Source organism: Spiroplasma endosymbiont of Dilophus febrilis, from assembly GCF_964030685.1.
Lineage (GTDB): Bacteria > Bacillota_I > Bacilli_A > Mycoplasmatales > Nriv7 > Nriv7.
This window is the reverse complement of sequence record NZ_OZ034912.1, coordinates 302057-315951: the sequence shown is the minus strand read 5'-3', so window position 1 is coordinate 315951 and position 13895 is coordinate 302057. Positions and strand designations below refer to the sequence as shown.

The window sequence follows — 13895 nt, the reverse complement described above, 5'->3', positions numbered from 1 at the left end:
AAGTGATGCTATTGTTTAAAAAAATAAATTTAAGATTATATGATTTTGTCGCTTTAAATCGCACTTTATTTATTATTGCGTGATTCTACGGTGCGATTTTGTATTATTATAATCCTCAAAGTTGACGAATGTTATTTGATATTATTTATTTATTAATTGCTTTGTATGTTTTATATACTAAAATTTCTCATTTTTTTGCTCGCCGTAGTTTTATTAATTTCTTATTAAATTCACCTTTAAATTTAGTAATTGGTGCCTTAGGAACTGGGAAAACCGCTTTAATGGTTTTAGCTTCTTACTTATTAAGTGGTTGAAAAACGATTTCTACTTTTCCGATTACGGATAAACAAATGCTTTCATTAGGGCATATGTCTTTATTAGATTATAATTATCCGATATTAGAAGAAAAGCATTTGCTGTTATGAGATGAAACTAACTTATTTTTAGAAGGAACTGACTATAAAGAAAATGATAGAGTAACTCAAGGTTTACAAGAATATGGGTCGCGTTTAGTTTTCTTAGGTATTTTTTAAAAAAGAAAAAATAGTCATTTACTATAAATTATTTCAATATGCAAATTAAGTATATATTTCTTATGTATGATTTTTGTTGTAAAAAATTATTTTAATGTTGTTTTTATAAGCATTTTACTTAGTTTTTATAACCTTTTATTAAGAATATGTTTGTTAATATTAAATATTTTGTTTTATTAATTATTTTTCAAGTAAAAAGGTAATAAATTTTTAGTTGCTTTTCTTTCAAAATTATTCAAATCTTTACCCACCTAACAAAACTTTATGCGCCCTTCAGAATATTGAATACTAATTCTAGAAAAACATTTATCTTTAAAAAAGAAAAATAAGTTAACTAAATTTAACTTTGTTAAAATTACTCTACCAAGAAAGGTTATTTTTTTATGTTAGAAATTAATAATAATGTAAAAACCGTAGAAAACAGGCATTGATTCGGTTTATTCGCAACCCATAAAAATATGTACACCAACAAATGTGAACAACTAGCTAATGAATATGAAAAATTAGATGAATACTTATAATTTATATCATTTTCGCTTAAAACAAGGTTATAAAGTAGTTCATTTTGCACCAAGAACAATTATTACAATTTTTGGTGATGTTACTTTTAAACGACGCCGATATAAATATTGAAATCAAAAATCAGGTAAATTTGAATATGTATGTTTGTTAGATAAAGAAATTGGCTTATTGCCTAAACAACGCATTTATTTTGATGTCCAATTTAAAGTTTTAAGTCTTTTGGGAGATGGTAAACGGTATCGTGATGTTTTAGATGCTCTAAATCATTGTTATATTTCAAAAGCTAGTATTTCAAATATTTTAAATAAATACGATATTGTCGAATATTTTCAACTAGCAGAAAAAGAAACTAAAACTAGAATTGATGTCAAAAATAAGGATTTATATATTCAACTAGATGAGACATTTTTAGCAACATTAGATAATAAAGTTAAACAAGACCAAAGAATTCGTTTAGTTACTTTTCATACCGGACATAAAGAAAAAAATTACAAAAACGCTCGTAGAGAATTAGAAAACAAACGAGGTCATTTTCTAATGTTAAAAGTTGGTAAACGAATAAATACGATGGATTATCGTGATTTATTAATTAAAGAAGTACAAAAAAATTATGTAAATATTAATTATGACAGAGTAATTGTTTGTGGTGATGGTGATTCTTGAATTAGAGAAATTGCCAACAGTTTTGGTAATGTTAGATATATTTTAGATGGTTATCACGCTATTAAAAAATTAAAACAAACCGCATTTAATATTATTTTTGAAAATCGCAAAGTAACACTAAATAGTTGAATTAAATTATATAAGGATGGAAATCATCAAGAATTAATCAAAAACATTCGTAATTTTGCTAAAAATGAATTAAATAAAGATATTAAAACAAATTTAAGAAAGGCGAGTAATTATTTCAGTAATAATAAGCAAGGTATTCATCATCAAAATTTAGAATGAAATATCGGTTGTAGCATTGAAAGTGATGTATCGCATTTAGTAAAACAACAATTAGGCTATGGGGCAAAAATATATAATCATAAGAATTTAAATAATCTATTACATTTAAGAATGGCAAATTTAAACAACTTAAATGTATTACATTACATTAATGAAAATATTAATTCAGAAATAGAAATCAGAAAAGAAATATATAAAAATTCATTATGAAATAAATATAATAATAAACATGATGATAGTTGAATTAATTATAAAGGTAATGCTGTAACAAATAAATATAATAGATTTAAGTAAGTAAAAATATAAAATTAATATATATTAGTGAAAATTTAATAATATTAATAAGGGCGCATAAAGTTTTGTTAGGTGGGTAAAGATTTGAATAATTTTGAAAGAAAAGCAACTAAAAATTTATTACCTTTTTACTTGAAAAATAATTAATAAAACAAAATATTTAATATTAACAAACATATTCTTAATAAAAGGTTATAAAAACTAAGTAAAATGCTTATAAAAACAACATTAAAATAATTTTTTACAACAAAAATCATACATAAGAAATATATACTTAATTTGCATATTGAAATAATTTATAGTAAATGACTATTTTTTCTTTTTTAAAAAATACCTAAGAAAACTAAACGCGACCCTTAATTAAGTAATAATCGTTATCGTTTGCAGTGTCATATTTTCAGATTTCACTTTCACTGTGTAATAATTGTAAATAGTTATTACCCGCAATTAAGGTTTTATTAAAAGCTTTAATTTTCAAAATATTTGTATTAATTTCATCTTTACTACTAGAAGTTTTGTGATAAAAATAGCTTTCGTTTTTAAAACCGTGATTTTTAATGGTAAATTCTTTGTAATACCCTTTTTCTAAAGTATTAATGAAATTAAATACTGGTGTTCAATAAAGATAAGAGTAATTAAATTTATCAAAATCACCGCGGTGAATCATTAAATAATCAAGGTTATCAATAACATCGCTGTATTTGTGATTACCGTCAAAGTTAATAGTTGTTTCTGGTAAATCAATATCGGTGCTATCTTTTTTAATTTCAATTTCAAAATCATTTGTACATATTAAACTATAATCTGTTGTATTATCATCTTGTTTGTAGTCATTTAAATTTGTGCCTTGTGCTTTGATTGTTATTTTTTTATTGATTACTCATTCTTTCTTTCCTACTTTGGTTCCGTATGTAGTTATTAATTGTCTTATTTCATCTTGTTTATTTTTATTATTAGAGAATTCTGATTGTATAAATTTGAAAGTAAAATCGTTTAAGTTTTTAAATTCTGGTAATTTTTCATTTAGATTGATATTATCTTCTTTCCTTATGTTAACTTCTATAAGTCTAGTTGTTGGCCAAGTTTCGCGATCGCCAAAATGAAACCTCACCTTTTGTAAGTTTTTGATTTCAAAATTATAAATTTTATTATTTTGTCTTTTAGTTCTAATTAGTGATTGTGTTGTTATTTCATCATTGTTAATGTTTTGGGGAATGGTAAAAATGTTATTCAAACTAATAGTTAGCACGGTAAATATTTTCATAAACATTTTTATCACTCCTTTTTAAAATATTTTATTTTTCATTGTTCTTTTTTCTTTAATTTTTTTAATAAGTCACTCAATACCACAGTTTATAATTACCACTATTGTAATGCATATATCTAAATATCCTAGTATCTCATAAGTGAAATTAATAATTAAAATTTTTCATATAATAACTTCAAATCATTAATTTCCAATTTTAAAAATGAAATGAAAAAGATAATAATCATAAAAATGTAAAGTAAAATTCTCCATCAATATTTTTTTAAAGAATTAATGAGTTTGTTTGATTTCATTTTTCAAGGCTCTTTTTCTTTTAATTTTTTGAATAATCAAGCGGATGAATTTTTCAAATTTAATTGCAAAATATATTGCTCCGCCTCATCAAAAAACAAATATTCCCGCTAGCATAATACCACTATTGAACTTGCCAAAGAAATTAACCATTTCTTTATTCATAAAGTCATTAAATTCGTCACTTGTTCCGGTTATTCATTTAGCATCACTTACTGTTAATGCACAAATTAATAAGCTTATAAAGATGAAAACGATACTTAATACGATTTTTAACCACTGCTTTTTAAAAGAATTTTTAATTTTAATTTTAATGGCATTTTTTCTTTTGAATTATCTTTTTTAAATAATTTTCCTAAAAGTTTTTTCATTTTAATTCTCCTTTCATATTTTTTATCGTCCTTTAATCACAATAAATAAAGCAATCAGCACACAAGTTACACCAAGAATGGTAAAAATTGGGTGTTGCGAAAATGTTCGTGCCATTGGTTTAAACAAATCTAAAATTGTTAAATTGCTAGTAATAAACTTTTGGAAATTGGCAAGCCCTTCGCTAATATAGTTCGTTAAAGTTTCAAAATGACTACCAGCTAATAATCCAAGAACAGTTATTAAGATAAAAATAATAATTAGTTTAAACATTGTTAGTTACCTTGTTTTGTTTTTATTGGTTTTATTTGTTTTTTAGCTTTTCCTCATGCACTTAACCGCCCTTTATTTTTAACGGCATATTGGCGTTGTTTTTCTAAATTAACTTGTTGACTACCAAATCCAAGAATAATTGCCATAAGAAATTCTACAGCCAGCGTTAAGAATAAAGGAAATATTAGTTGAATATTCGTTCCTGGTACTTCCAAACTTCAAATTAAATCAAAAACTTTATAAAGCATTTGGGCGAGAAAGTCGGCCATTTTTGCAAGATTTTCCATTTTTTATTGTTCCTTTTCTTTCATTTTTCTTAAAAATTTACTAAATTTATCCATTTTTAAGTATTCTAAGTCTTCTAAATCAATTGCCGTATCAGTATAGTATTTATCTTCATAATCAGGATTTACTTTTGCATTTAAGTAATCTCTTAAAAATGCTAGGTAAAAAGAATTGTAAGTGTTTAATATTGGTAGCGGGATTTTTAGTTTAAAAAAATAAATATCAAGTTCAGGAATATCACGATATTTAATGCGACGACCCTTTTTGCTATTTTTAGCATCAATTAAGGTGTTTCGTCAGCGTTCATATTCTTCAATGCTTGTAAAGGTGCCATAGATGACTTTTAAGTAGGGGCGAAAAATATTAACGGGTTTTTTGCGAATTCCCACAATCACATTATTGGCAATATCACGAACTTTAACTCAAATATGTTTATCTCTTTGACCGCTAGCCAGCACAATATGACCGAAATGGCGTGCCAGAGCGAAATATTCTTGAATACCGGTTTCTTCGTTTTTGGTATTATTTTTTTCTCAATCAGTTCCTTCTAAAAATAAGTTAGTTTCATCTCATAAAAGTAAGGTTTTGTCTGGCAATACCGGATAATCAAAATCTAATAATCCCATATGTCCTAAACTTAATTTTTGGGTTTCTAGTAATGGAAAGGTTGAGGCGATATGATATTTCTTCTTTTTTAGTAATTTTGATGCGTATACTAGAAAAGCAGTTTTTCCAGTTCCTAATGAACCAATCACAATATTTAATGGTGAATTTTTTAAGAAATTAATAACTTTGTTAATTTGTGTTAAATTACCGATTTTAAAAAGAAAAATTAAAATACAACCTGCTAAAAATAAATAGCTTACAATGTTTTTAAAATAACCGTTGTAAATATATCAAATTGCTCCGCAATGTCATAAAATTAAAAATGAGGTGCGATTCAATTCAATAAAATGGTTATTTTTTTCTATTATTCATTTGCAAAATTTCATCTTGCACCTCACTTTATTTTTTTGTTAGCGTACCGCTCCAAGTAATTTTTCAAACATTTTAAAGCAAATAAAGAATATTGCCAAAATAAATGGAAAAATGAATATTCAGTAGTCAGCAAAGAAGTTACCGACTTGTGGCATATTAACAGCAATAATTTCTCACATTTTAGTAAAAGCCGTTATAGTTGCATTTCATAATTTAGTCATCGCGTCACTAGCTGTTATTTTTTCTACTGTTGCAGGTGCATCAGCCAAGAAAGTTCCAAACATATAATCACCCCCTTTCTTTTTAAAACATTCATCATTTATATTCAAAGTTTTTCTTAAATTTGTTAAAGCCACGATTAACCTTAACACGATTATATTTTTTCCTAATTAATTTTGAATTTCTTTGGGAATGCATCACAATGTAACTTCTTGACATTAATTTTTTCCCTATCTAAATACTGATATGGTTTTTCAAAGTAGCATTAGAATAAATCACACCATAATCGCTGTTAATAATCAAAAAGCAATGTTTGCTATTAAAAGTCAAAGTGTTTCTTGAGTTAAATCAATTTCTTTACCACCACTAATATGAGCCGGAATAGTTGTAATTTGAATAAATAAATCTCAGAAAGTTTGTTTAATTTGTTCTCAATCAAATTCTTTTAAATTTACCGTCATTTTTTATCTCCCAAAAATCATTTTTATTGGTAAATACATAATTGAAATTAATGCGAAAAGAAAAGTAATGATAATAATTAATCCGGCAATAAATGCAACTTGTGCAGGCATTTTTTCTATCGGAATAAACAGTTCTAAGAATTCCATGATAATTTTTCAAAACATTATTTTTTATCCGCGTTATTTTCTTTTGAATTAGGAGCTTTAACTCATTCCTCAAAGCGAGCAATAAATACTTTTTCGTCTTTCGTGAAATTACCAGTATTATTTTTAATGGCATTTTTATATTTAATTCGCATTTTTATTTTGGCATAAATTTTATAAGCAAAATATGCCAATAGCATGATGCTGATAATAATAAATATTAATTCAATCGTGATATTCATTTTTAAACTCCTTTAAAATAGTTATAATTTATATCTTTTTTGTTGTTTTCTTTTTCCGCAATGAAGAAGCTTAATAATTCTTGTCCCTTAATTAATTTGGTTTCATTTTCTTTTTGATTAATTGAAATTATTTGATATTTACTATCTTTTATTATTCCGACACAAATCGAATTTTCATATTTTCCTTTATAAACAAATCGCTTTGGAAACCAAATACCGATTTGTTTATTAAATCACGGAATTTCTGGTGCTTTAATAAGCATTGCGTTTTGTGTTTCTTTTAAAAGATATTTCTTAGTATTTAAGGAAATGTTTTCAATGTTTTTCATAATAAATTACCTTTCTTATAGATAAACTAAGTTAATTAACTTAGTTAATATAACTTAGTTTTTTAAACACTTATATATCGCAGATTTAAGTGTTTAACAGGCTTTGTTAGTGAATTTTGTTTTTTTAATTAGATAAAAAAATATTTTAATAATTTTAAACTTAGCATACCCCTATATAGAAATTTCTACACTTTAACATCCGCATCCTACCCTTGGAACTAATTTAATAGCGTGTATATTTTTAGGAAATCCACCCATTCATTTTTTTATTGCAAAACGAAACAAATTGCTATAGCTAATAGGATGTTATCTATTAACTGGTAAACTTCTTTTGGTTATGGCGACCACCCACAATTTATCGTGCTTTAATACATACCAACATTATTAACTCACTTGTATTTAATTTTCAAAGAACGAATTTTTAACATCTTATAAAATAAAAAGACAATCATTGCTGACTGCCTTAATACTTATTCAAATATTTATCTACCTAACAAAACTTTATGCGTCCCTTTAATTGTTGAAAAGCTCAATAAGTATGATATTATTATTGTTGTGATATTGATTTTATAAAGGAGAACTAAAATGTCAAGAAAATGTGAAATAACTGGTAAAAGTGTTCTGTCTGGTAATAAGCGTTCTCATGCCATGAATGCATCAAGAAGAAAATGAAATGTTAATTTACAAACTGTAAAAGTGGAAATTGATGGCCAAGTAAAAAAAGTTAAAATGTCAACTCGTGCTTTAAGAACATTAAAACGCAAAGGAATTTAATACTACATAAAAAAAATGACTAAATAATATTAGTCATTTTTTTCATATTCTTTACTAATTGTTAAAATACCACAACCTTGTTTAATATTAATTTCCCCTCTAAGAGCTTCTAATTCATTACTAATAAAATAATTATCATATGGTTTTAATTCATAATTTTCATTTAAAGGATATTTAAAACCTTTTAAATTTAATTTAGTATCCATCAACGGTAAAAAATCAAAATAACGATATTCAAGATATTCAGTTTTTAAAAAAAATGTGGGGGTATTAATAAATTTTAAAATATTCGTTTCATTATATATTTCTAAATTATAATCATGATACTTAATTAATAAGTTAATAAAACCATAAATCATTCCTCAACGATGCCCACTAACTATTAGTTTAATACTAGTAGCCTGCATTGCAATCGCTTTTTTAATAGCATATTCGCTATCTAAAATATCTTTATCTTGTGGTAATATTTCAATATTTTTAACATGCTTTTTTATTATTTCTAACTGTTCCTTACTAGTGTGGTCAAAATCAGCACAAGCTAAAACAATCGGATAATTTTCATTAATTAGCTTTATGGCTCCTTGTTCAACAGCAATAAATTGACAATCTTTTCACTTTGATAAATCAATATTAATATTTTGACAAACAATAACAAAACAATTTTGCTTAATCATTTTTTAATTCCTTAACTGCCTGTTTCATATGTAAATGTTGCATTAAATAACTACCAACAACAACAACATCAGCCCCTTGCTTTTGACATAATTTAGCAATATCATTATTAATACCACCATCAACTTGAATTAAACAATGATAGTTATTAATAACAATTTTGGTTTTTAAATTTTTAATCTTATCTAACGATGCCATTATAAATTTTTGTCCGCCCTTACCAGGAACCACACTCATTAAAAGAACGGCATCTAATTGTTCTAAATATGGTTCTAATACTTCAATTGGTGTTGTTGGATTTAAAGCTAAAGCCTTTTTAATTTTATTATCTTGACAAAAACTAATGAATTCTTTTATTTGCTCTGGTGTTAATGCTTCATAATGCATCGTAATACTACTAGCTTTAGCTTCAATATATGGCATTAAATATCTTGCCATATTACAATTAACTTTTACCATCAAATGACAATCAATAAAAATATCAAAATATTTAGTAATATCTTGTAATATTTTAGCTCCAAAACTTAAATTATTAACAAAATTACCATCCATAACATCATAATGGATTCAATCAATATTTGCTTCTTGCAACTGTTGTAATTGCTTTTTTAAACACAAATAATTAGCATCTAAAATACTAGCAGCAATAATAAGTTTTTTCATTATTTAGTACCTTCCTTTTTCTTGTAATTGTTTTTGTTCTAAAACTTTAATATAATCATCATAAATAAATTGAGGAATATCTTTATTAATTAATGCTTGTTTAACACCACATTTTGGTTCTTTTCAATGTCGGCATTGCCGATAATGACAATTAACAAGAAATTTTTTAAAGAACCGGAATGAACTCGCTATTTCTGATAATGATATATCATTCAACGAAAATGATGAAAATCCTGGTGAATCAGTAATTCTAATATTATTTGCCATAATTATTAATTCATTATGTGTTGTCGTATGTTTACCACGATTTAAAGCCTTAGATATTTCTTGCGTTCTAATTTTAAGTTGTGGATCTAACATATTTAAAATTGAAGACTTCCCAGCCCCAGTTTGACCACTTAAAATTGAAATCTTATCAGTTGTAACTTCCTTTAACTTTTCTCATTGATTACTTGACTGACTAATCGATAAAGTTAAACATTCATAACCTAATTTTTTATAACTAGAAATATAATCATAAACCTTATCACCAGACAATAACAAGTCGGCTTTAGTAAAAACTAAAACTACTGCCAAACTGTGAGCTTCAACTCATATTAAGTACTTATTAAGTAAAAAACTACTAAAATTAGGTTGTTTTAAAGCACTAACAATAATAACTTGATCAATGTTGCTTACTGCTGGTCGCATTAATTGATTTTTTCGGGGGTGAATTTCAATAATTGTTGCTTGCTTTTCTTGTTCATTAATAACTTCAATAGTTACAACATCACCAACAAGAATTCTTTGATTAGATAATCTTAAAGCTCCTCTTGTTTGACAATGATAAATTTCATTATTGATAATAACATTACAAAACTCACTAATAACACGAATGACTAAACCAATCATATACTATAAAATACCAATAATAAGAAAACAAGAAAAATAAAACTAGTAATAATAGCAATCATCATTAGAAACTTAGGAGTTAAAAAATATGACATTAATTGCTCACGATTTTTAATAAATATCTTTTGCTTTCGGTTATCGCGTGTTAAAACAATGCAATTTTTCAATTTTAAAGGTTTTATTTTAGCATTACTAATAGCTTGTAATGCTTTAATATCTTGACTTAACGCCTTAATACTTTGATATCTTTCCTCACAATTTTTAGCCGTTGATTTAATAATAATGTTTTCCAATGCTTGTGAAATATTTGGATTAATCCCTCTTGCACTTGGCAACGGTTCTCTAACTTGCTTTACCGCTACTAATGTTGGATTTTGACCATTAAAAGGACAAGAACCAGTTAACAATTCAAATAACACAATTCCTAATGAGTAAATATCACTACGATGATCAATTTGTAATGACTGGACAGTTTCTGGCGATATATATTTTGCTGTTCCTACAATTTTACTTGTTGTTGTCTTATCATCATCAGTAATAATTGCAATTCCAAAATCAGATACTTTAATCTTACCATCAAAAGATATTAAAATATTTTCTGGTTTTAAATCACGATGAACAATATTTCCTTGATGGGCAACAGTGACACCATCTAAAATGCTTTGAAAAATCTGTAAACATTCTTTAATTGATAATGGTCCAGTTCGTAATAATCGATCTTTTAATGTATAACCTTCAACTAATTCTAAAACAATACATCAGCGGTTATCTTGCTCAAAAACATCATAAACTTCCACAACATTATCATGACGAATTCTCGTTGTTGCTTCCACTTCTTTATAAAATTTCTTTAAAACTTGTGAATTATTAGCTGCTTGTTGATTTAAAATCTTAATCGCTACAATCCGATTTAAAAAACTATCATTAGCCCGATAAACATCTGCCATCCCGCCACTAGCAATTTTATTAATTATTTGATATCGTTGTTGTAAAATAATACCATTTTCTATTTGCATCCGTCATAACTCCTTACTTAATCTCAACAATGAGAATTGTTAAATTATCAGTTGAAACATTATCTAATGCCAAATCAACTAGACTCTTAGCTTTTTGTGACAACTTATTATTACTCTGTAAAATATCAATCATTTCATAATTTTCTAAATAATCATGCAATCCATCAGTAGTTAACATAAAAGTTATACCTTTAATATTGCTAACTAAGAAAGTATCAATTTGCAATTTTTTATTTGGTCCTAAAGCACTAGTTAATGCCTTTCACAATGTTTTTTCAATATTAGCATTAGTTTTATTATTATGTAACATATTAAGAACATTATGATCAGTTGTTAATTGCTGAAAATTTTGTTGATAAAACTCATAAATTCGCGAATCACCAATATTTAATAAATAAGCTTTGTTATTAGTTATTAATATTAAAGAAACAGTAGTTCCCATATCAGTTAACTGCGGATATTCCTTAACATAATTAACCATTGATTCTTGCACAAATATTGTCGCCTGCCGAAGTCAGTTATTAATTTCATAATCACCAAAATTACTAAAGTCAGTTTTAACAAATAAGCTAACATATAAATTAACAGCCATTCAACTAGCAGTTTCACCACCATTATGTCCTCCTAAACCATCACAAACAACACCAAAATATTGCCCATATTCATTTTTTACAAATTGAACTGCATCTTGATTATTAGCACGAAACTGACCAATATCACTATTAAAATGGAAACTAACTTTCATATCAAGTCATCCTTTATTTTCCTAATAAGATAATTATATCGTAAATTAGTAAGAAAAAATCTAAGGAAGGATTTTTCCTTAGATTTTTAATTTTTATTAGCATTAATTTCATTCATAATAATAGTTCTAATTTCTGAAACAGTTTGTTGTAAATTATCATTAACAATAACATATTTATATTTATTAGTAATATTCATTTCCCTTTTAGCTTTTAATAATCGTTTCTGAACAATATCTTCCGACTCACTTCGACGCGCAATAATTCTTCTAGTTAATTCTTCAAAACTAGGGGGTAAAATAAAAAATGATATCGCATCTGGTCTTTTTGCTAATACTTGTAACGCTCCTTGAACCTCAATTTCCAAAACAACATTTTTACCTTGTGATAATAATTTATCAACATATTTTTCTGGTGTCCCATAATAATTATCAACAAATTTAGCATATTCTAATAACTCATTATTAGCAATTTTCTCTTGAAAAAAATTTTCATTAACAAAAAAATAATCCTTTTCATTTAATTCATTACTTCTTGGTTTTCTTGTTGTCATTGAAATAGAATAAACTAAATTTAAATTTTGGTCTTTAAATAATTCTTCTCTAATTGTTCCTTTACCAACCCCACTAGGTCCAGAAAGAATAATTAATAATCCCATTTTTTTATTCATTTTAAGATATTACTTCCGTTCCATAGTGTAGCGATAAAAATATAAGAATATTTTACCATATTTCTTCATTGTTAATAATTCTAAATGCTCATAATTAATATCTAATGCAATATTAGATTCAAGGATAATAATACCATAGTTATTAACAATATTTTGTGCCAATAAATATTCTATTGTTTCATAATAATAACTAATTTCTTTATACGGTGGATTAATAAAAACTAAATCAATTTTAATATTATTATTAACTAAAAACTTTAAACATAACAAATATGATAAGTTAGTAATCATATAATTATGATCGGCAACTTTTAAATTAACAATATTTTTTTTTAAATATTCTAATGCTTGCGAATCATAATCATTAAAATAACAATAACTAATGTTTCTTGATAATGCTTCAAGACCAATACTGCCACTACCAGCAAAAAGATCTAATGCCACTTTATTTTCATAATAAAAATAATTATTTAAAACATTAAAAAGATTCTCTCTAACTCTACTTAAAATTGGTCTTGTTGTTGTACTTTGTTGACTAATAAGATTTTTTTTATAATATTTTCCTGCAATAATTTTCATTTTCTCACCTATAAATAATATACTAATTATACTAAAAACTTATGCTATAATCTATAAAAATAAGCAAAATAAGGAGTAAATTATGTACCAAGACAACAATCCTAGCAATGAATGATTAGTTAAAGATAATAACATTAAATTACGCGAAAAATGTCAACCTGTATTATTTCCAATATCAAAAAATGATGAATTAATAATGCAAAAACTAATTGATTTTGTTATTACTTCCCAAAATGAAACATTAAACGCATCACTAAAACTAATTCCTGCTGTGGGATTAGCAGCCCCGCAAATTGGTTGTAATAAGCAAATGTATTACATTCATATTGAACAAATTGATAAAAATAATCAAAAAACTATCATTCAACATGCCTTAATTAATTCTAAAATTACAGCTCATAGTGAACAAATTATTGCTTTAAAAAGTGGCGAAGGTTGTTTAAGCGTTGATAATCATCATGAAGGGTTTGTTCCGCGTTATTTTAAAGTTATTGTTACTGGTTATGATTATTTAAAGAAAAAAAATGTTACGATTACTGCTCGTGGCTATGAAGCAATTGTTTTTCAACACGAACAAAAACATTTAGAAGGTATTTTATACTATGACCTAATTGATAAAAATGAACCTTGAAAAAAGAATGACAATTGGTTATACTTATAAGCGAAGTACTAAATATTTCAACTGAGAAATAAATAAACTAAAATTGCCTAAATCTTAAAGGCAACAAA

23 protein-coding genes are annotated in these 13895 nt (G+C 25.7%); 5 read left to right on the top strand and 18 right to left on the bottom strand.

Annotated elements, in window-relative coordinates:
- Nucleotides 1-5: 5 nt before the first annotated feature.
- The 3 genes from AAHF53_RS01530 to AAHF53_RS01520 all read left to right on the top strand — a co-directional run bounded on the left by AAHF53_RS01530 (nucleotide 6) and on the right by AAHF53_RS01520 (nucleotide 2300).
- A complete protein-coding gene (locus tag AAHF53_RS01530; protein WP_342190000.1) occupies nucleotides 6-533 on the top strand; it encodes a hypothetical protein in 528 nt (175 codons plus the stop codon).
- Between the two features lie 383 nt (nucleotides 534-916).
- Nucleotides 917-1054, top strand: coding sequence for a hypothetical protein (locus AAHF53_RS01525; RefSeq protein WP_342189999.1), 138 nt, complete (start codon nucleotides 917-919; stop codon nucleotides 1052-1054).
- Entirely contained in the window at nucleotides 1041-2300 is a 1260-nt protein-coding gene (locus AAHF53_RS01520; protein WP_342189998.1) for an Mbov_0401 family ICE element transposase-like protein, read from the top strand. The genes AAHF53_RS01525 and AAHF53_RS01520 overlap by 14 nt, the downstream gene beginning before the upstream one ends.
- A gap of 343 nt (nucleotides 2301-2643) precedes the next feature.
- Here the strand turns inward: AAHF53_RS01520 and AAHF53_RS01515 are convergent, their stop codons facing one another.
- The 11 genes from AAHF53_RS01515 to AAHF53_RS01465 all read right to left on the bottom strand — a co-directional run bounded on the left by AAHF53_RS01515 (nucleotide 2644) and on the right by AAHF53_RS01465 (nucleotide 7158).
- Nucleotides 2644-3570: a hypothetical protein gene (locus AAHF53_RS01515; RefSeq protein WP_342189997.1), complete on the bottom strand. Its 927-nt coding sequence runs from the start codon at nucleotides 3568-3570 to the stop codon at nucleotides 2644-2646.
- Between the two features lie 267 nt (nucleotides 3571-3837).
- On the bottom strand, nucleotides 3838-4023 hold the full coding sequence (locus AAHF53_RS01510) for a hypothetical protein (RefSeq protein WP_342189996.1): 186 nt from the start codon (nucleotides 4021-4023) through the stop codon (nucleotides 3838-3840).
- Nucleotides 4024-4251: 228 nt separating this feature from the next.
- Nucleotides 4252-4500, bottom strand: coding sequence for a hypothetical protein (locus AAHF53_RS01505; RefSeq protein WP_338967900.1), 249 nt, complete (start codon nucleotides 4498-4500; stop codon nucleotides 4252-4254).
- A 2-nt stretch (nucleotides 4501-4502) separates the two neighbouring features.
- Nucleotides 4503-4787 (bottom strand): hypothetical protein, encoded by a 285-nt coding sequence (locus AAHF53_RS01500; RefSeq protein ID WP_338968736.1) that lies wholly within the window; start codon nucleotides 4785-4787, stop codon nucleotides 4503-4505.
- 3 nt (nucleotides 4788-4790) lie between these two features.
- On the bottom strand, nucleotides 4791-5777 hold the full coding sequence (locus AAHF53_RS01495; protein ID WP_342189805.1) for a hypothetical protein: 987 nt from the start codon (nucleotides 5775-5777) through the stop codon (nucleotides 4791-4793).
- A 24-nt stretch (nucleotides 5778-5801) separates the two neighbouring features.
- Nucleotides 5802-6047, bottom strand: a complete 246-nt coding sequence (locus AAHF53_RS01490; protein WP_342189995.1) for a hypothetical protein — start codon at nucleotides 6045-6047, stop codon at nucleotides 5802-5804.
- A gap of 19 nt (nucleotides 6048-6066) precedes the next feature.
- Nucleotides 6067-6201 carry a hypothetical protein gene (locus AAHF53_RS01485; protein ID WP_338968593.1) on the bottom strand — a complete coding sequence of 45 codons (135 nt, stop codon included), beginning with the start codon at nucleotides 6199-6201 and terminating at the stop codon, nucleotides 6067-6069.
- A gap of 11 nt (nucleotides 6202-6212) precedes the next feature.
- Entirely contained in the window at nucleotides 6213-6443 is a 231-nt protein-coding gene (locus AAHF53_RS01480) for a hypothetical protein (RefSeq protein WP_342189994.1), read from the bottom strand.
- A 3-nt stretch (nucleotides 6444-6446) separates the two neighbouring features.
- On the bottom strand, nucleotides 6447-6590 hold the full coding sequence (locus tag AAHF53_RS01475; protein WP_342189778.1) for a hypothetical protein: 144 nt from the start codon (nucleotides 6588-6590) through the stop codon (nucleotides 6447-6449).
- Between the two features lie 17 nt (nucleotides 6591-6607).
- Entirely contained in the window at nucleotides 6608-6829 is a 222-nt protein-coding gene (locus AAHF53_RS01470) for a hypothetical protein (protein ID WP_342189804.1), read from the bottom strand.
- Nucleotides 6830-6831: 2 nt separating this feature from the next.
- Complete coding sequence (locus tag AAHF53_RS01465) at nucleotides 6832-7158, bottom strand: hypothetical protein (protein WP_342189993.1); 327 nt, start codon at nucleotides 7156-7158, stop codon at nucleotides 6832-6834.
- Between the two features lie 585 nt (nucleotides 7159-7743).
- Between AAHF53_RS01465 and rpmB the strand changes: the two genes are divergently transcribed.
- Nucleotides 7744-7932, top strand: a complete 189-nt coding sequence (rpmB, locus tag AAHF53_RS01460; RefSeq protein WP_338967333.1) for a 50S ribosomal protein L28 — start codon at nucleotides 7744-7746, stop codon at nucleotides 7930-7932.
- 29 nt (nucleotides 7933-7961) lie between these two features.
- On the opposite strand, the gene AAHF53_RS01455 is transcribed toward rpmB, so the two are convergent.
- From AAHF53_RS01455 to rsmD, 7 genes are all read right to left on the bottom strand, one after another.
- Nucleotides 7962-8606 (bottom strand): thiamine pyrophosphokinase, encoded by a 645-nt coding sequence (locus AAHF53_RS01455; protein WP_342189992.1) that lies wholly within the window; start codon nucleotides 8604-8606, stop codon nucleotides 7962-7964.
- Nucleotides 8599-9267 carry a ribulose-phosphate 3-epimerase gene (gene rpe / locus AAHF53_RS01450; RefSeq protein WP_338967337.1) on the bottom strand — a complete coding sequence of 223 codons (669 nt, stop codon included), beginning with the start codon at nucleotides 9265-9267 and terminating at the stop codon, nucleotides 8599-8601. The genes AAHF53_RS01455 and rpe overlap by 8 nt, the downstream gene beginning before the upstream one ends.
- A 3-nt stretch (nucleotides 9268-9270) precedes the next feature.
- A complete protein-coding gene (gene rsgA / locus AAHF53_RS01445; RefSeq protein ID WP_342189991.1) occupies nucleotides 9271-10158 on the bottom strand; it encodes a ribosome small subunit-dependent GTPase A in 888 nt (295 codons plus the stop codon).
- On the bottom strand, nucleotides 10146-11174 hold the full coding sequence (locus AAHF53_RS01440) for a protein kinase domain-containing protein (RefSeq protein WP_338967341.1): 1029 nt from the start codon (nucleotides 11172-11174) through the stop codon (nucleotides 10146-10148). The genes rsgA and AAHF53_RS01440 overlap by 13 nt, the downstream gene beginning before the upstream one ends.
- 13 nt (nucleotides 11175-11187) lie before the next feature.
- On the bottom strand, nucleotides 11188-11919 hold the full coding sequence (locus AAHF53_RS01435; RefSeq protein ID WP_342189990.1) for a protein phosphatase 2C domain-containing protein: 732 nt from the start codon (nucleotides 11917-11919) through the stop codon (nucleotides 11188-11190).
- Between the two features lie 86 nt (nucleotides 11920-12005).
- Complete coding sequence (gmk, locus tag AAHF53_RS01430) at nucleotides 12006-12587, bottom strand: guanylate kinase (RefSeq protein WP_342189989.1); 582 nt, start codon at nucleotides 12585-12587, stop codon at nucleotides 12006-12008.
- Nucleotides 12588-12596: 9 nt separating this feature from the next.
- A complete protein-coding gene (gene rsmD, locus AAHF53_RS01425) occupies nucleotides 12597-13166 on the bottom strand; it encodes a 16S rRNA (guanine(966)-N(2))-methyltransferase RsmD (protein ID WP_342189988.1) in 570 nt (189 codons plus the stop codon).
- Nucleotides 13167-13248: 82 nt separating this feature from the next.
- On the opposite strand from rsmD, the gene def reads away from it, so the two are divergent.
- Nucleotides 13249-13827, top strand: a complete 579-nt coding sequence (def, locus tag AAHF53_RS01420) for a peptide deformylase (protein ID WP_338967349.1) — start codon at nucleotides 13249-13251, stop codon at nucleotides 13825-13827.
- Nucleotides 13828-13895 lie beyond the last annotated feature (68 nt).